The sequence below is a fragment of the Streptomyces sp. CB02959 genome, assembly GCF_002803155.1.
Classification (GTDB): Bacteria; Actinomycetota; Actinomycetes; order Streptomycetales; family Streptomycetaceae; genus Streptomyces.
The window spans coordinates 88,934-111,936 of record NZ_NNBP01000026.1 but is presented as its reverse complement, the minus strand read 5'-3'; the positions used below and the strand labels follow the sequence as shown (position 1 = coordinate 111,936).

The 23,003-nt window shown below is 72.6% G+C and carries 25 protein-coding genes; 14 read left to right on the top strand and 11 right to left on the bottom strand.

The features are described from left to right. Nucleotides 1-163 precede the first annotated feature (163 nt). Nucleotides 164-1,174 carry a DMT family transporter gene (locus CG747_RS34405; protein WP_100605798.1) on the bottom strand — a complete coding sequence of 337 codons (1,011 nt, stop codon included), beginning with the start codon at nucleotides 1,172-1,174 and terminating at the stop codon, nucleotides 164-166. Nucleotides 1,175-1,249: 75 nt separating this feature from the next. Between CG747_RS34405 and CG747_RS34400 the strand changes: the two genes are divergently transcribed. After that, nucleotides 1,250-2,215: a LysR family transcriptional regulator gene (locus CG747_RS34400; RefSeq protein WP_100605797.1), complete on the top strand. Its 966-nt coding sequence runs from the start codon at nucleotides 1,250-1,252 to the stop codon at nucleotides 2,213-2,215. A gap of 405 nt (nucleotides 2,216-2,620) precedes the next feature. On the opposite strand, the gene CG747_RS34395 is transcribed toward CG747_RS34400, so the two are convergent. The 3 genes from CG747_RS34395 to CG747_RS34385 all read right to left on the bottom strand — a co-directional run bounded on the left by CG747_RS34395 (nucleotide 2,621) and on the right by CG747_RS34385 (nucleotide 6,283). After that, on the bottom strand, nucleotides 2,621-4,063 hold the full coding sequence (locus CG747_RS34395) for a carboxyl transferase domain-containing protein (RefSeq protein WP_100605796.1): 1,443 nt from the start codon (nucleotides 4,061-4,063) through the stop codon (nucleotides 2,621-2,623). Further along, entirely contained in the window at nucleotides 4,056-5,561 is a 1,506-nt protein-coding gene (locus CG747_RS34390; protein WP_100605795.1) for an acyl-CoA synthetase, read from the bottom strand. Before CG747_RS34390 ends, CG747_RS34395 begins: the two co-directional genes overlap by 8 nt. 221 nt (nucleotides 5,562-5,782) lie before the next feature. Then, a complete protein-coding gene (locus tag CG747_RS34385) occupies nucleotides 5,783-6,283 on the bottom strand; it encodes a pyridoxamine 5'-phosphate oxidase family protein (protein ID WP_100605794.1) in 501 nt (166 codons plus the stop codon). A 159-nt stretch (nucleotides 6,284-6,442) separates the two neighbouring features. Here CG747_RS34385 and CG747_RS34380 point away from each other — a divergent pair, with 159 nt between their 5' ends. Beyond that, entirely contained in the window at nucleotides 6,443-7,087 is a 645-nt protein-coding gene (locus CG747_RS34380; RefSeq protein ID WP_100605793.1) for a cysteine hydrolase, read from the top strand. Between the two features lie 16 nt (nucleotides 7,088-7,103). Here CG747_RS34380 and CG747_RS34375 read toward each other — a convergent pair whose 3' ends face one another. Then, a complete protein-coding gene (locus CG747_RS34375) occupies nucleotides 7,104-9,266 on the bottom strand; it encodes a prolyl oligopeptidase family serine peptidase (protein ID WP_100605792.1) in 2,163 nt (720 codons plus the stop codon). Between the two features lie 437 nt (nucleotides 9,267-9,703). Continuing rightward, entirely contained in the window at nucleotides 9,704-10,171 is a 468-nt protein-coding gene (locus CG747_RS34370; protein ID WP_100605791.1) for a hypothetical protein, read from the bottom strand. A 178-nt stretch (nucleotides 10,172-10,349) separates the two neighbouring features. Here CG747_RS34370 and CG747_RS34365 point away from each other — a divergent pair, with 178 nt between their 5' ends. From CG747_RS34365 to CG747_RS34355, 3 genes are all read left to right on the top strand, one after another. Then, nucleotides 10,350-11,594, top strand: coding sequence for a sensor histidine kinase (locus tag CG747_RS34365; protein WP_100605790.1), 1,245 nt, complete (start codon nucleotides 10,350-10,352; stop codon nucleotides 11,592-11,594). Then, the gene (locus CG747_RS34360; protein WP_100605789.1) at nucleotides 11,591-12,229 is read left to right on the top strand and encodes a response regulator transcription factor; all 639 of its coding nucleotides are present in this window, start codon (nucleotides 11,591-11,593) and stop codon (nucleotides 12,227-12,229) included. The genes CG747_RS34365 and CG747_RS34360 overlap by 4 nt, the downstream gene beginning before the upstream one ends. A 175-nt stretch (nucleotides 12,230-12,404) precedes the next feature. Then, nucleotides 12,405-13,067 carry an SDR family NAD(P)-dependent oxidoreductase gene (locus CG747_RS34355; protein ID WP_100605788.1) on the top strand — a complete coding sequence of 221 codons (663 nt, stop codon included), beginning with the start codon at nucleotides 12,405-12,407 and terminating at the stop codon, nucleotides 13,065-13,067. 19 nt (nucleotides 13,068-13,086) lie between these two features. On the opposite strand, the gene CG747_RS49975 is transcribed toward CG747_RS34355, so the two are convergent. Continuing rightward, on the bottom strand, nucleotides 13,087-13,221 hold the full coding sequence (locus tag CG747_RS49975; RefSeq protein WP_257980925.1) for a hypothetical protein: 135 nt from the start codon (nucleotides 13,219-13,221) through the stop codon (nucleotides 13,087-13,089). Nucleotides 13,222-13,354: 133 nt separating this feature from the next. Here CG747_RS49975 and CG747_RS34350 point away from each other — a divergent pair, with 133 nt between their 5' ends. From CG747_RS34350 to CG747_RS34340, 3 genes are all read left to right on the top strand, one after another. Then, entirely contained in the window at nucleotides 13,355-13,975 is a 621-nt protein-coding gene (locus CG747_RS34350) for a hypothetical protein (RefSeq protein WP_146022198.1), read from the top strand. A gap of 204 nt (nucleotides 13,976-14,179) precedes the next feature. Continuing rightward, nucleotides 14,180-14,818 carry an ATP-dependent Clp protease proteolytic subunit gene (locus tag CG747_RS34345; RefSeq protein WP_100605786.1) on the top strand — a complete coding sequence of 213 codons (639 nt, stop codon included), beginning with the start codon at nucleotides 14,180-14,182 and terminating at the stop codon, nucleotides 14,816-14,818. 1 nt (nucleotide 14,819) lies between these two features. Beyond that, entirely contained in the window at nucleotides 14,820-15,422 is a 603-nt protein-coding gene (locus tag CG747_RS34340) for a ClpP family protease (protein ID WP_100605785.1), read from the top strand. Between the two features lie 77 nt (nucleotides 15,423-15,499). Here CG747_RS34340 and CG747_RS34335 read toward each other — a convergent pair whose 3' ends face one another. Continuing rightward, nucleotides 15,500-15,931, bottom strand: a complete 432-nt coding sequence (locus CG747_RS34335; protein WP_100605784.1) for a RodZ family helix-turn-helix domain-containing protein — start codon at nucleotides 15,929-15,931, stop codon at nucleotides 15,500-15,502. Between the two features lie 352 nt (nucleotides 15,932-16,283). On the opposite strand from CG747_RS34335, the gene CG747_RS34330 reads away from it, so the two are divergent. Further along, nucleotides 16,284-16,763, top strand: a complete 480-nt coding sequence (locus CG747_RS34330) for a hypothetical protein (RefSeq protein ID WP_100605783.1) — start codon at nucleotides 16,284-16,286, stop codon at nucleotides 16,761-16,763. Nucleotides 16,764-16,907: 144 nt separating this feature from the next. Then, entirely contained in the window at nucleotides 16,908-17,561 is a 654-nt protein-coding gene (locus CG747_RS34325; RefSeq protein ID WP_100605837.1) for a PhzF family phenazine biosynthesis protein, read from the top strand. A 192-nt stretch (nucleotides 17,562-17,753) separates the two neighbouring features. Here the strand turns inward: CG747_RS34325 and CG747_RS34320 are convergent, their stop codons facing one another. Both CG747_RS34320 and CG747_RS34315 read right to left on the bottom strand, forming a co-directional pair. After that, on the bottom strand, nucleotides 17,754-18,410 hold the full coding sequence (locus tag CG747_RS34320; RefSeq protein ID WP_100605782.1) for a bifunctional 2-polyprenyl-6-hydroxyphenol methylase/3-demethylubiquinol 3-O-methyltransferase UbiG: 657 nt from the start codon (nucleotides 18,408-18,410) through the stop codon (nucleotides 17,754-17,756). Then, a complete protein-coding gene (locus CG747_RS34315; protein WP_100605781.1) occupies nucleotides 18,407-19,024 on the bottom strand; it encodes a TetR/AcrR family transcriptional regulator in 618 nt (205 codons plus the stop codon). Before CG747_RS34315 ends, CG747_RS34320 begins: the two co-directional genes overlap by 4 nt. A gap of 165 nt (nucleotides 19,025-19,189) precedes the next feature. Here CG747_RS34315 and CG747_RS34310 point away from each other — a divergent pair, with 165 nt between their 5' ends. The 3 genes from CG747_RS34310 (at nucleotide 19,190) to CG747_RS34300 (ending at nucleotide 21,606) form a co-directional block, all read left to right on the top strand. Then, entirely contained in the window at nucleotides 19,190-19,921 is a 732-nt protein-coding gene (locus CG747_RS34310) for a nitroreductase family protein (protein WP_257980924.1), read from the top strand. Nucleotides 19,922-20,337: 416 nt separating this feature from the next. Then, nucleotides 20,338-20,922 (top strand): TMEM165/GDT1 family protein, encoded by a 585-nt coding sequence (locus CG747_RS34305; protein WP_100605779.1) that lies wholly within the window; start codon nucleotides 20,338-20,340, stop codon nucleotides 20,920-20,922. Nucleotides 20,923-21,210: 288 nt separating this feature from the next. Further along, nucleotides 21,211-21,606, top strand: a complete 396-nt coding sequence (locus tag CG747_RS34300; protein WP_100605778.1) for a glyoxalase — start codon at nucleotides 21,211-21,213, stop codon at nucleotides 21,604-21,606. Between the two features lie 78 nt (nucleotides 21,607-21,684). Here the strand turns inward: CG747_RS34300 and CG747_RS34295 are convergent, their stop codons facing one another. Further along, nucleotides 21,685-22,413 (bottom strand): GntR family transcriptional regulator, encoded by a 729-nt coding sequence (locus CG747_RS34295; protein WP_374701856.1) that lies wholly within the window; start codon nucleotides 22,411-22,413, stop codon nucleotides 21,685-21,687. Between the two features lie 77 nt (nucleotides 22,414-22,490). On the opposite strand from CG747_RS34295, the gene CG747_RS34290 reads away from it, so the two are divergent. Next, nucleotides 22,491-22,886, top strand: coding sequence for a hypothetical protein (locus tag CG747_RS34290; protein WP_180985819.1), 396 nt, complete (start codon nucleotides 22,491-22,493; stop codon nucleotides 22,884-22,886). The last annotated feature ends 117 nt before the right edge of the window (nucleotides 22,887-23,003 follow it).

Below are 23,003 nucleotides of genomic sequence, written 5' to 3'. Positions count from 1 at the left end.
CCCAGGGGGGAGGGGTAGGGCAGTCGGTCGCTGAGGGGGCTTTGGGGCTGAGGGGGTGGAGGTGGCGCCTTCTGGTGCTCGGCGGCGACTTTGGCGTTGGCCTTGGCCTTGGTTGCGGTGGTGCGGTGGTGCGGTGGTGCGGTGGTGCGGGCCGGTGTGGGGGCTACGGGGTGCGGGGCTTGCTCTGGGTGAGGGCCGCGCCGGCCAGGATGATGAGGGCGCCCAGCGGGGTGTTCCAGGCGAGGTGCTCGTTGAGGAGGGCCACGCCGGACGCGGCGGCGATGACGGGGACGAAATAGGTGACCATCTGGGCGGTGGTGGGGCCGACCTCCGCGACCAAGCCGTACTGCAGAAGGAACGCGACGCCGGTGCCCAGAGCGCCGAGGGTGAAGACGGCGAGTAGTGGGACGACGGGGAACGACGTGGGTGCCGAGGTGAACAGCGCAGTGACCATCGCCAGTTGGAGGGTGGCGAGCAGTAGCTGGGTGCTGGACATGGCGAGGTGCGAGTGCTCGCCCCGGGCGAGGGTGCGGCGGACGTAGATCCAGCCGACGGGGTAGCTGAGCGCGGCGCCCAGTGCCATGGCGGTGCCCGTCAGGTCGGTGCCGGAGAAGCCCTGCCACGCGCCGAGGACGGTGAGCACGCCCAGGAATCCGATGCCGAGCCCCGCGACCCGGCGTCGGGTCGGGCGGTCCTCCGAGAGCGCCACGACCGACAGGGCCATGCCCCACAGCGGCGAGGTGGCGTTGCAGATGCTGGCCAGTGTGGAGGGGATCGTCAGCTCGGAGTACGCGAAGAGCGAGAACGGCAGTGCGTTGAGGAAGAACGCGGCGACCGCGAGGTGCCCCCAGGTACGGGCCGAGCGGGGGAGCCGTTCACGCTTGATCACGAGGAACACCAGCAACACCAGCGCGCCGAAGGCCACCCGCCCCAATGTGACCTGCAACGGCGCGAACCCCTCCGTCCCCACCTTGATGAAGAGGAAGCTGAAACCCCAGACCAGGCAGAGGACGGCGAACCGGATCTGCCAGGCGAAGGTGCGGCGCGCGGGCCCGTCCTGGATGGGGCCGGAAGCGGCCGAGGTCCTGGCGGCGGATGTCGGCGCCGGCGCACGTCCGGGGGTGGGGGTGTCGGTGGGGGTGGCGGGCGCGGTAGCCGCGTCGGTGGTGCTCATGGCGTCTACGATGCAGCGATTCAAATTCGTAGCACAAGTGATAATTAATGGCGGGTACCGCTTAGCATTGCTTATATGTTGAACCTTGATCGGCTACGGACGTTGTCTGCGATCGCTCGGCACGGCTCGGTCAGCGCGGCCGCCGAAGGGCTGCATGTGACGACATCGGCGGTCTCCCAGCAGATCGCCAAGCTGGAACGCGAGACGGGGCAGCAACTACTGGCGAAGAACGGGCGGGGCATCCGGCTGACCGATGCCGGACGCCTGCTTGCCGACCATGCGGCCCGGATCCTCTCCCAGGTGGAGCTGGCGCAGGCCGAGCTGGAAGCCCATCGTGGTCGGCCGGTGGGTGAGTTGAGGATGGGTGCCTTTCCGACCGCGGTGCGCGGACTGTTCCCCTCCGCACTGGCTGCACTGCGCGCCGAGCATCCGCAGCTCCGACCGCGGTTGCAGGAGATGGAACCGGACGATTCGGTGCGCGGCGTCGTCCGAGGTGACCTCGATGTGGCCGTCGTACTGGACTGGTACAACCGGCCGTTGTCGCTGCCCGACGGGTTGGCGAAGGAGCCGTTGCTCGACGATCCGTCCGATGTGGCGATGCCGTCGGACCATCCTTTGGCCGGGCGGCAGTTCGTAGAGCTGGAGGAGTTCGCGGACGATGAGTGGATCTCCTGGCCGCGGGCGGAGTTCTGCCATGACTGGCTGATGTTCACCCTGCGCAGCAAGGGTGTGGAGCCCCGTATTGCGCATATGGCCGAGGAGCATCAAACCCAGCTCGCCCTGATCGCTGCGGGGGCGGGCATCGCGGTGTCGCCGCGGCTGGGGCGCGGACCGGTTCCGGAGGGCGTGAGCATGGTGCCCGTACGCCATCCCATGCGGCGCCATGTATATGCCATCTGGCGTGCGGATGCCGACCGCAGGCCCTCGATCCGGGCGGCCGTGGCGGAGCTCCGGAAGGCCGCGGAGGTGGTGGAGGCCAGGGACGCCGCGGATGCCGGGAGGGGTGGGGACGGCCGGCCGCCGAGTGGGGGAGGTAGCTGACGGGTTGGGGTGGTTGACGGGTGGGGGCGGCGGTGGGGGTGGTTGACGGGTGGGGGACGGGCGGGCTGTGGGCAGGGGCTTTTGAGTCCGTTGGTTTCGTCCCCCGCCCCCGCCCCCGCCCCTCCCCCCCACCGCCACCCCCGACTCCCTCCCCCCCCGCAAGGCAGCGTCAACTGCCTTGCTCAGGCTGTGCGTAGGTGCCCCCTCCGGACCGGTGTCCAGCGCGCCTCACCCCAAGGCGGCAGCACTCCCCGCCAGCCCTTGTCATGCCCCCGCACTCCACGCCTGGCCCCATGCAAGGCTGCCCCCGCCACCACGAGTTCACCTCCTGCCCGCACCGACACCCCAGCCCGCACCGACACCCCCACGCCATCCCTCTGCCGCCCCCCCGGAACGCAAAGCCCCTCACGCCGTAGCGGAATCCGGGTGGGCGATGTCCTGGATGATTCCCAGGTCGAGCAAGTCCTGTGGGCGGATGTGGAGTTGGTCGGCGGTGTGTTGGGTCTGGTCCGGGCCGCGTTTGAGGATGGCGGCGGCCAATTCCGGGGCGATCACGGAGAAGTAGCTGTCGGGGGTGGCCCAGAGGCGGTTCGGGGCGGCCAGGGCCAGTGCGCCGCCCGAGCCGCCTTCGCCGATGAGGAGCGAGGTGACCGGGACGCGGGCGGCGGCGAGTGCGGCGAAGGTGTCGGCGATGGCCGCGCCGGCGCCTGCGCGTTCGGCAGCCGCGTCGTTGGCGGCGCCCGGGGTGTCCACGAGGGTGAGGACCGGGATGCCCAGCCGGTCCGCGAGGCGTATCAGCCTGGTCGCGGTGCGGAATCCGGCTGGTCGGGTGGCGGTGCCGCACTGGGCCGCGAAGGCGATGGTGCGGCCGTTTCGGTGGCCGAAACCGCAGCGCATTCCGGGGTCGCGCCCGCCGCACCGGTCGCCGCCGATCTCCTCCCAGTCGTCGAAGTACGCCCGCAGGTACGCCTCGGCGCGCGGGCGTCGGGCGTCGCGGGCCCGGCCCACCGCGTCCCAGCCGGTTTCCGGCAGGTCGGTGGTGCCCAGTGCGGACGGAACGGGGGCCGGGTGGGGTGGTTCGATCTCCGGCGTGGGCGCGGCGCCGAGCAGGTGGAGCCAGCGGCGGAGCGTGGTGCGGAGTGCGTCGGCGGGGACGACGGCGTCGACCTGGCCGGCCGCGAACTGTCCTTCGGCGGAGTATGCGTGGGGATCGGCGTCCGGGGGGCGTACGCGTGAGCCGGCGAAGCCGACCTGGGCGTTGGGGAGCGCGAGGATCACGTCGGCTCCGGCGCCCAGTGTCGCCCAGCCCCCGCCGGTGGTCGGGTCGCGGAGCACCGCGACCTGCGGGAGTCCTGCGGCGCGGTTGAGCGCCGACTGTCGGGCCACCCGCTGGAGTTGGGACAGGGCCCGCATGCCCTCCTGCATTCGGCTGCCGCCCGTGGCGATCAGTGATACGAGGGGGAGACGCCGCTCGCGGGCCTCGGTGTAGGCGGCCTCCAGCCGGTCGCCGGTGCGTTCGCCGAGGGAACCGCCGAGGAAGCCGAACTCGAAGGACAGCACCACGGCGTCGGTGTCGCCGATCGTGGCGAGCGCGGTGAGCACCGACTCCTCTTCGCCGGTCCGGTCGCGGGCGCGCTGCCGGGAGGCGTCGTAACCGCGCCAGCCGAGCGGGCCGTCGGGGGGAGGGAGTGGGGCGACACCTGGTGCACGTGCGGGTGTCCGCGGCTCCTCCGGGGCGGTGGTGGAGGTGAATTCGGTGTAGGAGTCGGTGACGGCCGCGATGGCTTGACGGGCCGTCAGGCGGAAGTGGGGCAGGGCGGCCGCGTCGCGCGGCGGGTGCTCATGCATCGCCGGCTCCTGCCGGGGGTGCCGCGGCCCGCAGGTCGCGCTTGAGGATCTTGCCCATGTCGTTGCGCGGGAGTGCGTCGAGGAAGTGCACGATGCGCGGCCGCTTGTGGGGAGCCAGCTGGCGGGCGACGTGGTCGGTCAGCTCCTGGGCGGAGGGGGGCGGGCCAGCGGTGGGGTCGGCCTCCGGCACGATCCAGGCGACGATCCGCTCGCCCAGGTCCTCGTCGGGCTCACCGGTGACGGCCGCCTCGGCGACACCGGGGTGCGCCAGGAGGGCGTTCTCGATCTCGCCGGCGCCGATCTTGTAGCCGCCGCTCTTGATGAGGTCGGTGGCCTTCCGGCCGACGATGCGGTAGTTCCCCGAGGAGTCCCGCACGGCCATGTCGCCGGTGCGGAACCAGCCGCCGTCGAAGGCCGCGGCGGTGGCGTCGGGGCGGTTGAGGTACTCGGTGAAGAGGTTGGGGCCCCGCACCTGGATCTCGCCGACCGATTCGCCGTCGCTTGCCTCTATGGCCTGGCCCGCGTCGTCGACGAGGCGGACGTAGACCCCGGGGAGGGGGACGCCGACCGTGCCGGTGGCGTCGGGGCCGTCCGCGCGCACGCTGGTGTTCATCAGCGTTTCGGTCATGCCGTAGCGTTCGATCACTCGGCGGCCGGTGGCGGCCGTGAGTCGCTCGTGGTCGGTGAGGGGCAGCGCGGCGGAGCCGGAGACCAGCAGCCGGGCGCGGGCCAGTGCCTTGGCGAGAGCCGGATTCTCGCCGGCGTCGAGGGCGAGGCGGTGGTACATCGTCGGTACGCCGAAGAGCATCGTGCCGTCCGCGGACAGTTCCCGGGCGACCGCCTCGGTGCTGAAGCGGCCCAGGTGGTGGACGCTGCCGCCGCGGCGCAGCGGGCCGAGGACGCCGAGGATCAGGCCGTGGACGTGGAACAGCGGCAGGGCGTGGACCAGTACGTCGTCGGCGGTCCACTGCCAGGCGTCCTCCAGGGCGTCGAGGGTGCGGGCGAGGGCGCGCCGGGGGAGGACGACACCCTTGGGCGGGCCGGTCGTCCCGGAGGTGTAGACGATCAGGGCGGGGGATTCGTCGCCCGGCTCCACGGGGAGCGGGCCGGGCGCCGGCTCCTCGGCGGGCGCGGTGACCTCCACGTCGATGCGGGGGAGCGCGGCCAGCGGGCCCGGCAGGGTGGCGTCCGGCTCGGCCAGGACCAGTGAGGGGGAGCTGTCCGTCACGATGTGGGTCAGCTCATGCTCGCCGATCTTCGGGTTCACCGGCACCGCGGCCACCCCGGCGAGCAGTGCGGCGACCACGCCGACGGACGTCTCCAGCGTGGGTGTCGCCCAGACCGCGATCCGGGGCGCGCTGCCGGGGGCGAGTGCGCCGATCCGTTCGGCGAGCGGGCCGGCCACCGCGGCGAGTTGGCGATGGGTGAGGGCACGGTCACCGAAGCGCAGCGCGGGTGCGGGCGAGCCGTCGTACAGGGCGGGGAAGAGCGCGTTCACCGGGTCTCCTTCGTTCGTGTCGGCGGCCGGCCGGCCGGCCGGGCGGGCCGGGGCTGTCCCGATCCCGCACGCGCCGCCGCGCGGAACGGGCTGACGGAGACCACTCTCGCAGAGACCGACGATGTTGTGATCGACGTGCCGCCTGCCTGTGGACAACTCGGCTCGCGCGGCGGGCCGGGGCGCGGGTCCGCGGCGGTCGTGCGACGTGAAGTCCCGTGCAGTCAGCTTTGGATCTTGCGGAAGTCCCAGGACACCACCGATTCGGGTGCCAGGCGCAGCCAGGCGTGCCGGCCGTCGTGCGGCATCTCATCGAGCCCGAAGTTCTTCTTCGCGAACAGCCTTTCCGGAGTGACGAGTTCCGGGCAGGTCCCTCCCGTGCGCGGCGCCTCGCCGACGAACTCGGCGCGGCCGGTGAGTTCGACACCGCGCAGTTCCCCGTAGTCGTGTCCGTCGTCCACGACCACCGCGATCCGGGGGTCCTTGCGCAGCTGCGCCCACCGCTTGCTGCGGGTGATCGAGTACAGCCAGAGCGCCGTCCCGTCCCAGACGAACCACAGCGCGCCCACGTGTGGCGTGCCGTCCCCGCCGACCGTGGCGACCCGGCAGGTCCGCTGCTCGGCCAGAAAGGCGTCCAACTCCGGCGGGGTCATCATGATCCGGCGGCCGCGCCGCTGGGGCGAGGCGGTCCGCGGTGTGCCGGCCGTGCGCGGTGTCTCGGTCATCCTCGCCGCCCTTTCCATGAATCTGATGGAGTGTCAGAAATCATGGGGGCTCTTCCTGCCGGACGCAATGGTCGGTACCCTCGCGCCTCCCGGTCCGCCGCCCCGGCGCCCGCCTGTATTGCGCGGACGCCGGGGCGTCTTCCGCAGAGGGGAACGCCGATGCCTTCGGACGCCCGGCTCGTCGAGCAGCTGGACCCGGCCACGACCGTGCTGCTCACCGTCGAATGCCAGCGCGGCGTGGTCGGCACCGACAGCGCACTGCCCGAACTGGCCGAAGCGGCACGCACCTCAGGAGCACTGACGCGGATCGCCCGCCTGGTGGCGGCCGCTCACGACGCCGGTATCCAGGTGCTGCACGCGATCGCCGAACGGCGCCCCGACGGCCGGGGCGCCAGCCGCAACGCCCGGCTCTTCCGCGCGGCCGAGCGGCTGCCGGTGCGCCAGACCACCGGGTCGACCGCGGTGCGCGTCGCCGACCCCATACCGGTGTCCGAGCACGACCTGGTGGTGCGCAGGCTGCACGGCCTCTCACCGATCGCCGGCACCGACGTGGACGCGCTGCTGCGCAACTTCGGGTGCCGCACGCTCGTCGTCACCGGGGTCTCGGCGAACGTGGCGATCCCCAATGCCGTGTTCGACGCGGTCAACCTCGGCTACACGGCGGTCGTTCCGGCCGACGCCATCGCGGGGGTGCCCGCCGATTACACCCCCGCGATGGTCCGCAACACCCTGTCCCTGGTGGCCACCGTGACGACCACGGAGGACGTCCTCACCTGCTGGCGGCACCCACGGCGCGCCCACTGACCAGCGGGCGGGCGCGTCAGCGTCCGGTGGAATCCTCCTCGGGGGCGGGCAGCGCGTCCTTGAGGAAGTCCCGCTGGACGCGCAGCAGATTGGCGTTGACCGCGTCGTCGGCGGGGAGGTGCGTGGCACCGGGCAGCGGCAGCACGGTGTGCGGCCGGCCCGCCGCCAGCAGCTCCGCGGAGAACCGCAGGGTGTGCGCGACGGCGACGTTGTCGTCCGCCAACCCGTGGACGAGCATCAGCGGGCGGCGCAGCAGATGGCCGTGGCCGGTCAGGGAGGAGCGCGCGTAGGTCTCCGGCTGCTCATCGGGGTGGCCCAGGAACCGCTCCTTCCAATGGGTGTCGTACATCCGCTGGTCGGTGGGCGGGGCGCCGGCGACCGCGGCGTGGAAGACGTCCGGGCGGTGCAGGACCGCCGCCGCGGCCAGGAACCCGCCGAACGACCAGCCGCGGATCGCCACCCGCCCCAGGTCCAGGTCCGGGAAGCGCTCCCCGGCCGCGCGCACCGCGTCCACCTGGTCCTCCAGCGCGGGCCCCACCAGGTCGCCGTACACGGCCTTCTCCCAGACGGGCCCCCGCCCGGGAGTGCCCCGCCCGTCCGTCACCAGGACCGCGAAGCCCTGTTCGGCGAACCACTGGGACACGCAGCCGGTCCACCCCCGCGCCCGTACGGCGAGCTGCAACGCCGGCCCCCCGTACGGGTCGAGTAGCACCGGCAGCGTCCCGGTGCCCTGCCGGTACCAGGACGGGAAATACAGCACCGAACACAACTCCCTTTTCCCAAGGGCGAGATGGATCGGCCGCGGGATGATCACCGGTTCCTCGGCGAGCGAGGCGATGCCCGGAGCGGAGCCCTCCGCCGGACCGTCGTCGTCCCGGAGGACGCGCACCTCGTGCCCCCGTGGTGTGAGGCCCGCCAGGACGGTCGTCCCGCCGCGGCCGGTGCCGGTCCAGACACCGGGCTCTCCGCTCAGCCGACGGCACCCGGCTCCGGGCTCGTGGCGCCACACATGGGTCTCCGTCGGATCCTCGCTCGCCGTGAACAGCACCCGTTCGCCCTCGACACCCAGGACCGCGCGCAGCTGTAGCCCCTCGGGCGTGACCCGCCGCCCGTCCACCGTCAGCCGGCGGGTGTCGCCGTCGTCCTCCGGGACCACCAGAGCGCCGGCGGCCGTCCGGGCCGGGGTGCCGGGCACCAGTTCCACCCAGGCGGGATCGGTGCGCTCGTGCCGCACCTCGGTGGCGCCGGTCACCGGATCGACCGCGAGGGTCCGCAGCGCCCGCTGGTCCCGGCTCTGCACGGCCACGAACGGGCCGTGCGCGTCCCAGCCCGCGTCGACGACGTACTCGTACCCCGCGCGGTCCCAGGACACCTCGGTGCGGGCGCCGTCCAGAGTGAGCAGATGCAGCGTCACCTCCGCGTTGGCGGTGCCCGCCGACGGGTAGCGGATCACCTGCGGCGGCCGGGCCGGGTCCGCCGGATCGCTGAGGTAGCGCCGCGCCACCGGCGAGGTGTCGGCCCGCGCCACCAGGAGGCCACGGCCGTCCGGTGCCCACCAGTAGCCGCGCGACCGGCCCATCGACTCGGCGGCGATGTACTCGGCGAGTCCGTAGGAGACCTCCGGCCCCTCCGGGCGCGCCAGCTGCCGGTCGTCGCCGTCCAGTTCGACGACGTGCAGCGCACGCCCGCTCACATACGCGATGTACCGTCCGTCCGGGGACGGCCGCGGATCGACCACCGGCCCGGCCGCCGGCACGGTGAACGGCGCACTACCGTCCGTCCGCACCGCCCACAGCGCACCGGACAGCGCGAACGCCACCACCCGCACCGCGTCATCGGTCGCGTACCCCACCACGCCCACCGAACGCTCCCGCGCCCGCTCCCGACGCAGCCGTTCCTCCTCGGGGACGTCCTCGGAACCGCCGCCCACCAGGAGCACCGGATCGGCCAACAGCCGTTCCTCACCTCCCTCGTACTGCCACAGCCGCCCTACGGGATCGCTGCCCGACCCGGTACGCACGAACAGCACCCGTCGCCCGTCGGGGGAGAGGGTGAACTGCCTGGGCACGCCGAGGGAGAAGCGCCGGGTGCGAGCGAACTGCTCGGGGAATCGTTCGGAGTCGGTGCCTGGATTGTTCGCGGTGTCATCGGTCTGTCGTTTCACGGTGGTGTCCTCCATGGGGGCGACAAGGACGGCAGGCGCATACCTGGACAGGCGTGCGCGGTGTGCGTGGTGTCCAGAGTGTGCGCATGCCGTAGTGAGGCGTCGCCAGGTGGGTTGACGTGCGGCCCGGCCACAGAGCCGGGGAAGTCGCCGCCGGAACGCGGCTGGTGGTCCGGGAATCCGAAGCCGCTGAGGGCTCGTTGTCGTCCTGCCGGGCGTCTGCGCGGGGACGACGGCGGCCTGCGGTGATCGCAGGGGCGACGGTCGAACGGAACCAAGGCATCATAGCGGGACGGCGCCGGCGGCCGCAGGAGAACGCAGGAATCGCAGCGTCGACCGCACCCGAGGTGACGTCGGCGCTGCGCATTCCGCATCGTTGGCAGACCGCGGCGCAACGAAGGCGCCGTCGACGGCGACCAGCCGGAGGCGGCGGAAGTCGGCCTGCCCGGTCGTCAGGACGCCCCGTCGCCCGCCCCCAAGGTGCCCCGCGCCGGCCGCGACGCAAGCCAGGCGCACAGGGCGGCCAGGGGAAGTTCGGCCGCGACGGCCATGGCCGTCGCGGCCGCCAGCTCCGGGCCGGGGGCGGTGGTGGCGAGGTCGATGCAGGCGTCGGCGAGGAGGAGCACCGCCGCGGCGGCCGCGGGGGCGCGATGGCGGACGTCGGCGCGCAGCAGACGGGTTCCGGCGGTGAGCAGGGCGGCGGCCTCCAGCGCGTCGAGGGGGACCCAGGCGGCCGCCTCGCCCGGTGGCAGGGTCCCGGCGAGGTAGCCGAGCCACGGCAGCAGGGCCAGGCCGGAGGCCGCCAGTACGCGGCCCTGCCAGCGGTGCGCGCGGCCGACGCGCACCGGACCGCCACGGCCGACGCCGGTCTCTGCACAACGTCCGTCGTCCACAAGCGGGTCGAAGGCGAGGAGGGCCATGGCGGAGGAGGTCCTTCCGATGTCACGAACCCGGCCTTCGGGCTCGTGAGCAACGCTCCACCCTCCGCCGGCCCCGGTCAGTAACACCGCTGTCCGACTTGGGGTGGCACCAGCTACACCCCCGTTCCGGACACTGGCGTGATAGCCCCTGCTGACCTGGGCGTCTACCGTCGTACCCATGACCCGACCCGACGTGCGGCCACGCCGCCCGGCCCGCATACGCAGGCAGCTCGCCTTCCTGTACACCGGCGTCCCGCTGCACGGTGCCGCCTTCCTGCTGTGGGTGTGGTTCAGCCTCACCGTGGTCTACGCCCCCGGCGGCGCCGTGGTGGCACTGGCCCTCGCCACCGTCGGCGCGACGGCCGTGACCTGGCTCCAGCGCCGCCGCTTCGCCGCCTACGCGGACACCGGCATCCCCCGCACCCCGCCCGTGAAGGGGCGCAACGACCTCCAGCGCGCCTGGCGGCGGCTGCGCACCGGCTCGTACTGGCGCCAGCTCGGCTACCACCAGCTGGCCGGTCCGGTACTGGGCGTCGTGGAGGCCGTGGCACTCGTCCTGTGGGTGGGCAGCATCGCCGGCATCACCTTCTACGGCTGGTACTGGTTGCTGCCGCAGGAGTGGGCTTTCATCCAGTGGGCCAACGTCGACGGCTGGAAGATGGCCGTGGCCGGGCTGGTCGTCCTGCCGTTCCTGCCGCGCCTGACCGGTGCCCTGATACGCCTGGAGTCGGTGATCGCCCGGCGGCTGCTCGGGCCCAGCCGGGCCGAGGAGTTGGAGCGGCGGGTCGAGGACCTGGCGGAACGCCGCGCCGAGACGCTGGCCGCCGCGGACGCCGAACGCCGCCGCATCGAACGGGATCTGCACGACGGTGCCCAACAGCGGCTGGTGTCCCTGGCGGTCAACCTCGGCCTGGCCCGGGCCACCCTCACCGATCTGCCGCCCGAGGCCCGTGCGGTCATCGACGAGGCGCACCGCGAGGCGAAGGAGGCCCTTGAGGAGCTCAACCACCTGGTGCGCGGCCTGCACCCGCACGTCCTGGACGACCGCGGACTGGACGCGGCACTCTCCGGGATCGCCGCCCGCGCGCCGCTGCCCGTCCAGGTCACCGTCGACGTGGCCGAGCGGGCCGCGCCCGCCGTGGAGGCGGTGGCCTACTTCGTCGTCTCCGAGGCCCTGGCGAACGTCACCAAGCACGCACGGGCGAGCCGCGCCGAGGTCATGGCCACACGGGCCGGTGACACGCTGCGGGTGCGGGTCACCGATGATGGCAGGGGAGGGGCGGACCCCTCCGGGGGGACCGGCCTGACCGGGCTCGCGCACCGCGTGGCCTCAGTGGACGGCACCCTCGCCATCGACAGCCCCCCAGGGGGCCCGACCGTCATCACCGTGGAGCTGCCGTGCACGCTGAGAAGCGCGCTGTGATCGCCGAGGATTCCGTTCTGCTCAGGATCGGGGTGGTCAAAGTCCTGGAGACGGCCGGGTTCGAGGTGGTGGCCGAGGCCGGGGACGCGGAGGGGCTGCTGCGGGCCGTGGAGGAGCACCGCCCGGACATCGCCGTCGTCGACGTCCGCATGCCGCCCGGCTTCACCGACGAGGGGGTGCGGGCCGCCCTGGTCATCCGGCAACAGTGGCCGGACACCGCCGTCCTGATGCTGTCCCAGTACGTCGAGGAACGCTACGCCGCCGAACTGCTCGCCGCGAACACCAGCGGCGTCGGCTACCTCCTCAAGCAACGGGTCGCCGACGTCGAGGAGTTCATCGAGGCGCTGCGCCGGGTCGCGGCCGGCGGCACGGCCCTGGACCCGCAGGTGGTGGCCCAGCTGCTGGTGCGGCGCCCCAGCGACCCGTTGGAGCGGCTGACCGAGCGCGAGCGCGAGGTACTGGCCCTGATGGCCGAAGGCCGCTCCAACGCGGGGATCGCCGCCCAACTGGTCGTCAGCGAGAGCGCGGTGGCCAAGCACATCAACAGCATCCTGGCGAAACTGGACCTGCCCAAGGCGGGGGGCGACCACCGCAGGGTACTGGCCGTACTGCGCTTCCTGGGGGTGGGCGGGTAGCGGGTGGCGGGGTGCGCGCCGGGCGGGTGACCTGCGGCGCGGCCTCGTCGGCACGCCCGGGAATCCGCGCGGCGGAACGCGGAATACGCCGCAGGGCGGCCGGAGTTACCCCTGCAACCGCTCCGGTCGACGGCAGGCGCTCGACCCGGTTCCACCGAAAGGACGTTGACCCACCATGGCTGGAACCTTCGTGATCGGCGCGGGCCCCGGCATCGGCCAGGCCGTGGCCCGCCGGTTCGCCCGGGAGGGCTCGGCGGTCGCCGTGCTGGCCCGCTCCCGGTCCACCGTCGACGGGGCCGTCGCGGCGGTCGAGGACGCCGGAGGCAAGGCCTTCGGCCTGCCGGCCGACGCGGCGGACGAGACCTCGCTGCGGTCCGGGCTCGACGCCGCCGTTGAGCGGCTCGGCGTCCCCGACGTGCTGGTGTACAACGCCGCATGGGTCCGCTACGACCGCCCCGGCGAACTGTCGGCCACGGAACTGGCGGCGACACTGCGGGTCAACGTGGTCGGCGCGGTGAGCGCGGTGACGCACCTGGCTCCGCGCATGGCGGCCGTCGGCGGCGGCACCGTCCTGCTCACCTCCGGCATGCCGACCGCCCGCGCCGCGGCGACCAGTCTGTCCATAGGCAAGGCCGGGCTGTGCGCGGCCCGGGCGGTGCTCGCCGAAGAGTTCGGACCGCAGGGGGTGCACATCGCCACCGTCACCGTCGGCGGCCCGGTCGCCCCGGGCTCCCCCCTCGACCCCGACCGGATCGCCGAGCACTACGTACGGCTCGCCCGGCAGTCGGCCGACCAATGGGAGAGCGACGTCCTGATCGACGGCGAAGCGGCGGACTAGAGCCCGTCCCTCCCTCGGATCATGATCGGAGAGACGGGCTGAGATGGGCCGCGGCGGTGACCGCGCCGAGGTAGACGCAGCCGCGGCTGTCGTACCGAGGCGCGGCGGCTCCGAAGCCGACCACGGCGGGTGTCGCGTGTGCACCGTCTGCCATGGGCCGAAGCGTCGGGGCAACTCCCGTGATCGGACGGCCGCGGCAGGGGGGCTCAAGAGTGAACTTCGGCCTCGCGGGGTCCGGGAGGGGAAGCAACCCGGTTATGGGGTCCCTTCCGCAGCCGCAGTTCCACATGCCGTTCGAGTCCCGGCTCAACCCTCATGTCGACCAGGCCCGCGCACATGCCAAGAAGTCGGCCCGGCAGATGGGCATGTTCGACGAGGAGTACTCGGAGTGGCCGCAACGGTGGAGTGAGGAGAAATTCGATCAGGCCGACTTCCCGTTGTTCATCGCGTTGACCCATCCGGATGCCGACGCCTGCGAGTTGGAGCTGGTGACCGACTGGCATGTTGCCCTGTGGTTCGTCGACGATCTATTCCTGCCGCTCTACCGGCGTGACCACGACCATGAGTCGGCCGCGGCTCAGGTGGAACGACTGATGCTGTTCCTGCCGTTGGACGGATTACCGCGGCCGCTGATCCCGGTCAATCCCGTGGAACGGGCCTTCGCAGGTCTGTGGACCGGCACGGCCGCCACCATGAGCCCGCTCTGGCGCGATCGGTTCGTCAGCAGTGTGCGGCGCTTCCTGGACGGGGTGCTGTGGGAGCTCGAACACGTCGACCATGCCCTGACCGACCTGATCGAATATCTGGGAGCCCGCCGCGACTTCGGCGGTCTGCAGTTCACCGCCGTGCTCATGGAGCACGCGATGGGCGAGCTGCGGCCGCATGTGCTTCGCCGTGGCACGAACTGACCGGCCGCTTCGGCCGGGCAACGGCTGGAACGCTGGGGAAACCCCACGGCCTGGGCACATCGGCGGCCTATGCGTTTTCAGGGATGCGCCGGGGCTGACGTCTCTGCCCGTGGCGAATCTGCGGCGGGCAGAGAAACCGCATCCGGGGACCTCCCGAGGTCGAGAGTGGAGTCGACGGCATCCCCGCCTCGACAAGGAGACAAGATGACTCCCCTCGCCATGCTCCCGCCCCGCGCGGAGGAGGGCGACACACCGCCCAGCCGCTTCGACGACCACCTCGCGGCACAGCTGCTCGCCCAGCGGATCGTCCTCCTCGGCACCCAGGTCGACGACGTGTCGGCCAACCGGGTGTGCGCGCAGCTGCTGCTGCTGTCGGCGGAGGACCCGCGCACCGACATCAGCCTGTACATCAACAGCCCCGGCGGGTCGGTCACCGCGGGTCTCGCCATCTACGACACCATGCGGCTCATCCCGAACGACGTGTCGACGCTGGCGATGGGCTTCGCCGCCAGCATGGGCCAGTTCCTGCTCACCGTGGGGGCGCCCGGCAAGCGGCTCGCGCTGCCGAACTCGCGGATCATGATGCACCAGCCCTCGGCGGGCATCGGCGGTTCCGCCGCGGACATCGAGATCCAGGCGGAGAACCTCCAGTTCACCAAGAAGGCCATCGAGCGGATCACCGCCGAGCACACCGGGCAGAGCGAGGAGACGATCGCGCGGGACGGCGACCGGGACCGCTGGTTCACGGCCGAGCAGGCCAGGGAGTACGGGATGGTGGACCGGGTGGTGGAGTCGCTCGCCGACATCCGCCCGGCCACGTCGCGCCGACGGACGGGGCTGTGACATGGGGTCGTACACGGTTCCCTACGTGATCGAGCGGACCGCGCAGGGCGAGCGGTCCTACGACGTCTTCAGCCGGCTGCTGAACGAGCGGATCATCTTCCTTGGCACCGAGATCGATGACGGGGTCGCCAACGTGGTCATCGCGCAACTCCTGCACCTGGAGTCGGCCAACCCGGAGCGGGAGATCTCGATATACCTCAACTCGCCCGGAGGATCGTTCACTTCACTGATGGCGATCTACGACACGATGACGTTCGTGCAGGCGCCGATCTCCACGTTCTGCGTCGGTCAGGCGGCGTCGACGGCGGCGGTGCTGCTGGCCGGCGGAGATCCCGGGCGGCGGTTCGTGCTCCAGCACGCGCGGGTGCTGCTCGGCCAGCCGGCCAGCGGCGGCCGGCAGGGGACGGTCTCCGACCTCACCCTCGCGGCCAAGGAGATGGCCCGCATCCGCTCGCAGGTGGAGGAGGTCCTGGCCCGGCACACGCAGCACGACGTGGCGACACTGCGCGCGGACATGGACCGGGACAAGGTGCTCACCGCCGAGGAGGCCGTCGCCTACGGGCTCGCCGACGAGGTGCTGAGCCGGCGGCTCGCGTTCGTCTGACCCCGCGCGGCCGTGGCCGCGGGCCGGTGAGCCGGCCGGTACGGCGGTTCGTCCCGCCGTACCGGCCGCCGGTTCGGTCAGGCGGCGAGGCAGAGGCCGTCGTACTGCGCGGTGGGCGTCGCGCGGCCCCGGCCCGGCCGGCTCCGGGCGTACCGGGCCAACTCGTCCTGGGCGAGCGAGAGCAGGTCGGCGAGGCCGAGCCCGAGGGCCTGGGCGGCGGCCGCGAGCACCTCGGAGGAGCCCTCCTTGCGTCCGCGCTCCAGCTCCGAGAGGTACGGCATCGAGATCCGGGCGGCCTCCGCGACGTCCTTCAGCGTGCGCTCCTGGGCGAGCCGCTCGCGCCGCAGCACATCGCCGACGAGGTCGCGCCACAGGGGTTCCCTCGGCGCGGGTGTCTGTGGGGCTCCCGCCGGTCGCTGCGGGGCGCGGGGCGCTCCACCGGAACCGGGCGGCGAGGTCTGCGGGCGCAGCGGGATGACGCGGGCTTCGTTCGACGCATGAGTGCTCACCCCTTCAGCCTAGGGATCCGGGGCGCCGGGGGAAGGGAGCGGCGTTCTGCCCTGGGTGAAGCCGGGTGAAGCGGGGGGAAGCCGTGCGGGCGGACCGGGAGTGTCGCGCGCCGGTGAACCTTTCCGGTCATGACACTGGGCGAAACGGTCGACGGAAGTCCGGCGCCCCCTCCCCGCGTTCGCGCCCGGCGGCAGAAAAAGCGGCGACCGACCGTGCGAAGAGCCCGGGATGAGGGAACTTCCCGCTCCGGCGGTACGTGTTGTGGGGGAGAGCCGTGAAGGCAGCCGCCCGCGGGCGCGAAGGCCGAGCGGACGGGCAAGCCGAGTGACGGCAGGTGGGGAAGGGGCCGGGATGGTCGAGGAAGCGCTGACGGCGGTGGCCGCGGCAGGCGGGGCCGCGGTGGTGCAGGCGGCCGGTACGGACGCGTGGGCCGGGCTCCGGCAGGCGGTGGCCCGCTGGTTCGGGCGCGGAGACGCGCGACGTGAGCGGGCGGAGTGGGAACGGCTGGACCGCAGCGCGGCCGAACTCACCGGAGACGGCGCGGACGAGCAGGCGCGGGTTCGCCAGGCGGCGGTGTGGCAGACCCGTTTCGAGATGGTGCTGGAGGCGCTGGACGAGGCCGAACAGGCCGCGGCCGTGGCCGGATTGCGGGCACTGGTGGGCGATCACGCTCCGGTTCACGGTGTGTCGGCCGACCGCGGTGGCTTGGCCGTCGGCGGGAACGTGGACATCCGGGCCACGCACGGCTCCGCCGCCGCGATCCGGATGGGCAACGTGACGCTGGGAGATCCGCCGACGTCGGGGGCGGAGCAGGAGCGCCGACCGCGATGATCGCAGCGGCCGCGGTGCTCCTGGGAAGTCCGGCCAACTCGTAGCGGATCGAAAGCAGTCGAAGGTGCCTGGTGCGTGTCCGATCGATGGACGTGGGAGGACGTCCTCGGGCCGGTGGCGGGTACCGAGTGGTTGACTGCCCGCGTGATCGATTTTGAGACGGCCCGGGTCTTCTGCGATCCCGACGGCCGCTACGGCAACGTACTCGGTTTTGTCCGGGATGGCGCCGCTGTCCCCACCCGGAGCGAGCGGCTGGCCTTCGCGAGAAGGCTCGGACTCAGCGAGACCGTTTTCGTCGACGATGCCGCCCGGGGAATCATCGACATCTACACCCCCACCGCACGGCTTCCGTTCGCCGGGCACCCCTGCGTGGGGGCCGCCTGGCTGCTCGGGGTGTCCCAACTGGTCACTCCCGCTGGGGTGGTGAGGGTGCGGCGTGCCGGGGAGTTCACCTGGATCGAGGCGCAGGCCGCTTGGTCGTCGGGGCGCACGCTGCGTCAGTACGACTCGGCGGCGGAGGTGGAAGGGCTCGCGGTGCCGCCGCCCGGAGAGTGGATCTACGCCTGGGCCTGGCAGGACGAGGCGGCCGGGCGAGTGCGGGCGCGAGGGTTCCCGGGCCGGGGGGACGGTATCGACGAGGACGAGGCCACGGGGGCCGCGGCCCTGCTGCTGACGGCCCGTCTCGGCCGCGACCTCACCCTCACCCAGGGGCGCGGCTCGCAGATCGTGACGTCGGTCGGCCGGGCGGGAGTGATCGGAATCGGCGGAAGGGTGCGCAAGGGCGCCGAAGGGCTCTGACCCGGCACCGGAAGCGAATCCCGATCGGAGCCCACCGGCCGCATGCGACGCGCGGCGAGGGGAGCCGTGCCGCGAACGGCACCCGGCGTCGGACCGCTGCTCGTGCCGGACGACCACGCCCCCGAGGCCGCCCCCGGGGCTCGGCCGGATGGCTTCGCCGTGCCAACTGGGCCGGATGGTAACGGGGTTCGTTCAGGGGTGGCGCCATACGAGTGTGTAGCGCCAGAACAGCCGGCGGCGCACCCGCGCGCCGGGGAGGACCGCACGGGCTCCGCGGACGACGTCGGGGAAGGACATGTCCGCGGGCCGGGTCGGGGCGGTCATCGAGACCGGGCGGGGTGCCGTGCGGCCCTTGTTCTTGAGCCAGCCGATGGCGGCGTTGAGGGGGCTGGCCGCGGCCCCGAGCAGATAGTCGGCGGGCGTCGTGGGGCGGGACAGCCCGACGAGCACAAGGGTTCCCCCGGGAGCCAGGTGCCGGCGGAACACCGTGAGGGCCTCGGCGAACGGCAGGTGGTGGATCGCGGCGACGCAGGTGATGACGTCGTACGCGCCGGCCGGAAGCCCGGTCAGGGCGTCCTGGGCCGTGAACGTCACCGGCGTCGCCGGAGCCGTCAGCTCGCGTGCCCGGGCGGTGATCGTCGGGTCGGCATCGACTCCGTGCACCTCGTCGGCGCGCGTGGTCAAGAGCCTGGCCAGGTCACCGCTGCCGGAGCCGACGTCCAGGGCGGTGTGGCAGTGCCCGGGGAGTTGACGCAGGATCCAGCGGTGGTAGTGGGCGTTGTGGTCCCAGGGGTGGGCGGCGTTGAAGCGGTCGAGCGCTCGTAGGACCCGGTGCGGCAGGGACGTCATGTCGGCACTTCACCACATGCCGACCCGTCCCGGGGCAGGGCGTGTTCGAGGAGTGTCTGCGCGGCCGCGCGGGCGTGCCGGCCGTAGTCCGGCTCGTTCAGCACCATGGCACGGCTGGCCGCCCCGTCCGCGAGGGTCACCAACTGCTCGGCGAGCGCTGCGGGTTCGACGCACCCCAGCTCCGCCACCAATGCCGTGACCAGCCGCACCATCAGCAGCTTCTGCTCGCGGGCGTAGGCGTGGATCGGGCTCGCCGGGTCGGGGAACTCCGCGGCGGCATCGATGAACGGGCACCCGCGCACCGAAGCCAGGTCCGTGGCCGGCTGGTCGAACAGCCGGAGGATCCGCTCCCGAGGGCTGAGCTCCGCAAGGGTCAGCACGCCCTCCAGGGTCTTCCCCGACGACGCGAGCGCCTGCAGGTGGGCGATCACGAGGTCGCTCTTGGTCCGGAAGTGGACGTAGAGCGTGCGCTTGGACACCGGCGCTTCCTCCGCGACCTGCTCCATACCGGTCGCGGTGATGCCCTGCTGCGCGAACAACCGGTCGGCGGCAGCCAGGATGCGCTCCCGCGCGCCCCGCCCCCGCTGTTGCGTCGTCTCCTTCGCCGTAACCATGCCGGAAGTATACGTCCGCGTTTACTTCGGGCGCGGCACCCGGTTAGAGTCGGCGCAACTTCGGTAAACGGTTCCGTTTACTTCATTCGTCGTGAGGAGAGTCCCGTGAATCCGTCCGCGAGCCGGTCCACGAGCCGGTCCATGAGTCCGTCCGTGATTCCACCCGTGAGCGCGCCCACGCCTGCGTCCGCGGATCCGTCCGGGCGCACCGAGTTCACCGAGTTCACCGAATTGCGTGGTTACGCGGAGAAGTTGATCCGCGGCCGGCGCGCCGTGCGTGCGTTCCGGGCCGACACCGTGGCCCAGGAGACGATGCGCGCGATCTTCTCGCTGGCCGGTACCGCGCCGTCCAATTCCAACGCGCAGCCGTGGCGGGTGGAGGTGGTCGGCGGCGCGGTGCGCGAGCGACTGGCGGACGCCCTCCAGGCGGCCCACGCCGCGCGCCGCGTCTCCGCCGACTTCCCGTACCGCCAGGACATGTACTCGCCGGTGCAGCACGACCGGCAGGCCGAGTTCGGCGCCCGGCTCTACGGCGCACTGGGCATCGGCCGCGACGATCATGCGGCACGCGGCGCCTACGACGCCGAGAGCCTGCGGTTCTACGGTGCACCGCACGTCGCCTTCCTCTTCGTCGACGGCGGCGCCGATGCCCGGCTGGCCGCGGACGTCGGCGCCTACCTGCAGACGCTGCTCCTGGCGATGACCGCGTATGGCGTGGACAGCTGCCCGCAGGGGCTGTTGAGCTTCTACGCCGACACCGTGCGCCGCGAACTCGGAATCAGTACCGGGAAGTTGCTCGTGGGGGTCTCGTTCGGCTACGCGGACGCCGCCGCACCGGTGAACCAGGTCGCCACCGAGCGCGCCGCGCTGGAGGCGACCACCACCTTCCACGGCTAGGTCGCGTCCCTGACCGGCCGGCCGGCGGGGTCGTGGCGCCGCGCCGGCGGCGCCGGGTCGCCCTGCCCGCCTGATCGGCTCCGCCGCCCTGCGCCCGCCGGGTCGCCCCGAACCGGAGTGACGGGTACCACCTGGCACCCGCCTTACCCTCCCCATACCTGCCGTTTACACTGGTGGGCGGCGAAGGGGAGTAGTCCCGAAACACCGCTGGTCGACACACTGGATGCTCCACGGGGCATCCCGGCCACCGGGCCGGCCGCAGCTGACGGGCCGGTGGACGAGACCTTCGGCCACGGCATGACCTGGCCCGCACAAACGGTGGGGGCTGCACCATCATGCCGGGCCGAAAGGGTTCTCCCGTCACCTCACTGGGTGCCGTACGAGCCGGCGGCCCGGCCCCAGCAGAAAGCACCCGGATGACCCTCGACCCCCTGGCGATCATCACCGCCTTCGGGCTGATCTTCCTCGCCGAACTCCCCGACAAGACCATGTTCGCCTCACTGGCCATGGGCACCCGCATGCGTCCGCTGTACGTATGGTTCGGCACCTCCACCGCGTTCATCGTGCACGTCGCCATAGCCGTCGGCGCCGGCAGCCTGATCGGGCTGCTGCCCACCATCGCGGTCAAGCTCGTCTCCGCCGCCCTGTTCGCCTTCGGCGCCGTTGTCCTGCTGCGCAGCGGCGGCGACGACGAGGACGACGAGGCGGGCACCAAGGCCGTCACCGGGTTCTGGCCCGTGTACGGCACGGCCTTCATGGCCGTCTTCATCGGCGAGTGGGGCGACCTGACCCAGATCACCACCGCCAACCTCGCCGCCACCAACGGTTGGCTGCCCACCGCCATCGGCTCCGCCGCCGCCCTGATGTCCGTCTCCGCGCTCGCGCTGATCGTGGGCCGGTTCATCGCCAAGCGCGTCCCGCTGAAGACCGTGCAGCGCATCGGTGGTGTCTGCATGGCCGGCCTGGCGGTCTGGACCCTCGTCGAAGCCTTCATCGGCTGACGCGGAACGAACCGGGGGAGCCCGCCGGTCCGTGTCGGACGGCCCGCTCCCCCGGGCGCGGCGTTTGCGTGGCTCGGTGGCGCACCACGTACGCAACGGGTACGGCCGCGAGAGTCGCTGCTCCCACGGCGGCCAGGGTGCCGAATGGGGGATTCACTCAGCCCGGGGCGATGTCTGTGCCCTGTCGATTGTCTTCGACGTGAAGGGGCATCGGTGCCGGGTCGGTGCCTCTTGTCGGGCCCGGCCGACCCCACTATCTTGACGTCAAGATTCCACGGAGGGGGAGACGTGGCTCAGGAAACCCTCGGATACGCCCTGGGCGGCCTGCATCACGTGCAGCTTGCGATTCCTCCCGGTGCGGAGGGGCTCTGCCGCGAGTTCTGGGGAGGCGTACTCGGCATGGCGGAGCTCGCGAAACCGCCGGCGCTGGCGGCGCGCGGCGGGTGCTGGTTCCGGGGCGGCGGCCTGGAGGTCCATCTGGGGGTCGAGGAGGACTTCCGTCCGAACCGGAAGGCGCACCCCGGGATGATCCTGGTGAGCTCGCTCCAGGCCCTCGCCGACCGGCTGACGGCCCACGGAGTGGACGTCACCTGGGACGACGACTTCCCCGGGCACCGGCGCTTCTACGCGTGCGACAGGCTGGGCAACCGGCTTGAGTTCCTCGAACCGGTGCGTGAGCGCTGACGGCGCGGCCGGATCGTCCGTTGCCCGTTGCCCGTTGCCCGTTGCCCGTCGGTCCGGCCGGTGCCCCGCGTCGAGGTCTCAGCGACGGGACGCCAAGGACAGCAACGGGGCGCCGGCCGGGAAGAGGTATTTGGCGGCCAGGACGGGGCGGCCGGCGGTCCAGACGGTCTGGGTGAGGAGCAGGGCCGGTGTCTCGGGTGGGCGCGAGATGGCGTGGCCGCGTTCGGTGCCGAGCATGGTCGCGCCGAGGGTGCTGCGTGCGGTGAGCCCGTGGCCCGGCTCGGCGTCGAGGAAGGCCGCGAGCATGGTGCCGTCCGGTGTGCCGGTGGCGTCGTGAGGGGTGGCGTCCGGCTCCGCCAGTGAGGCGCGGAGCGCGTCGGGGAGGTCGCGGCCGGCCGTCGTCCGCAGGACCTTGTCGTCCACGGCCCACTCGTGCGCGAAGCAGGCCGGTGAGCCGTCCACCTCGACGACGGTCTCCCAGAAACAGGCGCGTTCGGCCGGGGCGAGGCGCAGGTGGTAGCCGGAGAAGTCGGTGGGTTCCTCCAGTTCGGCGGCGAGCCGGCGGCAGCGGACCGTACCGGGACCCAGCAGGGCCTCGACGGGCAGCAGACGTTCCAGGCCGGGGGCCGGAGGGAGCTGGTTGACCGTGCTGCCGACGCCCTGGCGGCGGGTGATCACCCCGTCCTCCTGGAGCAGGATCAGCACCTCGCGCAGTCCGGAGCGGCTCACGCCCAGCTGCCCGGCCAGTTCCGGCTCGGGTGGCAGTCGCGCGCCGGGAGGGAACGTGCCGTCGTCGATGGCGGCCACGATGCGCTGGTACAGCTCGACACGCGAGGAGTGCCGGCGCGCTCCCTGGCCTGCCGATCGTCCTCCTCGGCCATTCCATGGGCGGCCGGGCCGCGCTGCGCGCCGGCGGTCACCCCGCCGTCCGCGGCGTCGTCGTCCTCGCGCCCTGGTGCCCACCGGAGGAACCCGTGGCCCATCTCCGGGGAAAACGCCTCGCGTTGCTCCACGACGCCCGCGACCGCACCACCGACTACCGCGGCTCCCGCGAGTTCAGCGAACGCGCCCGCCGGGCCGGCGCGGACGCGCAACTCCTGACCATGCCCCGCGGCCGGCACACCATGCTGCGGGGCGCCGGCCAGTGGTACCGGACCGCCGCCCGCCTCACCCGCGCCATGCTCGCCGGTTCTGGTTCGGGCTCTGTTCCTGGTCTTGTTCCTGGCCCTGGCCCTGGCTCTGGCCCCGGTGCCGACCCCGGTGCCGACCGCGGCGCCTGACCCGCGCGGACGGCCCGCCGGACCACGCCACCGACCGGTGATCACGGCCGGGGTCCGCACGGTCCGTGCTGTCTGCTGGGAGCCGATGTCCGGACGGTGGTCTTGACGCTCATCACC

Coding starts and splice junctions, on each gene's coding strand:
- CG747_RS34405 (WP_100605798.1), bottom strand. CDS start 1,174: ATGAGCACCACCGACGCGGCTACCGCGCCCGCCACCCCCACCGACACC.
- CG747_RS34400 (WP_100605797.1), top strand. CDS start 1,250: ATGTTGAACCTTGATCGGCTACGGACGTTGTCTGCGATCGCTCGGCAC.
- CG747_RS34395 (WP_100605796.1), bottom strand. CDS start 4,063: ATGCATGAGCACCCGCCGCGCGACGCGGCCGCCCTGCCCCACTTCCGC.
- CG747_RS34385 (WP_100605794.1), bottom strand. CDS start 6,283: ATGACCGAGACACCGCGCACGGCCGGCACACCGCGGACCGCCTCGCCC.
- CG747_RS34380 (WP_100605793.1), top strand. CDS start 6,443: ATGCCTTCGGACGCCCGGCTCGTCGAGCAGCTGGACCCGGCCACGACC.
- CG747_RS34375 (WP_100605792.1), bottom strand. CDS start 9,266: ATGGAGGACACCACCGTGAAACGACAGACCGATGACACCGCGAACAAT.
- CG747_RS34370 (WP_100605791.1), bottom strand. CDS start 10,171: ATGGCCCTCCTCGCCTTCGACCCGCTTGTGGACGACGGACGTTGTGCA.
- CG747_RS34365 (WP_100605790.1), top strand. CDS start 10,350: ATGACCCGACCCGACGTGCGGCCACGCCGCCCGGCCCGCATACGCAGG.
- CG747_RS34355 (WP_100605788.1), top strand. CDS start 12,405: ATGGCTGGAACCTTCGTGATCGGCGCGGGCCCCGGCATCGGCCAGGCC.
- CG747_RS49975 (WP_257980925.1), bottom strand. CDS start 13,221: ATGGCAGACGGTGCACACGCGACACCCGCCGTGGTCGGCTTCGGAGCC.
- CG747_RS34350 (WP_146022198.1), top strand. CDS start 13,355: ATGCCGTTCGAGTCCCGGCTCAACCCTCATGTCGACCAGGCCCGCGCA.
- CG747_RS34345 (WP_100605786.1), top strand. CDS start 14,180: ATGACTCCCCTCGCCATGCTCCCGCCCCGCGCGGAGGAGGGCGACACA.
- CG747_RS34340 (WP_100605785.1), top strand. CDS start 14,820: ATGGGGTCGTACACGGTTCCCTACGTGATCGAGCGGACCGCGCAGGGC.
- CG747_RS34330 (WP_100605783.1), top strand. CDS start 16,284: ATGGTCGAGGAAGCGCTGACGGCGGTGGCCGCGGCAGGCGGGGCCGCG.
- CG747_RS34320 (WP_100605782.1), bottom strand. CDS start 18,410: ATGACGTCCCTGCCGCACCGGGTCCTACGAGCGCTCGACCGCTTCAAC.
- CG747_RS34315 (WP_100605781.1), bottom strand. CDS start 19,024: ATGGTTACGGCGAAGGAGACGACGCAACAGCGGGGGCGGGGCGCGCGG.
- CG747_RS34305 (WP_100605779.1), top strand. CDS start 20,338: ATGACCCTCGACCCCCTGGCGATCATCACCGCCTTCGGGCTGATCTTC.
- CG747_RS34290 (WP_180985819.1), top strand. CDS start 22,491: ATGGGCGGCCGGGCCGCGCTGCGCGCCGGCGGTCACCCCGCCGTCCGC.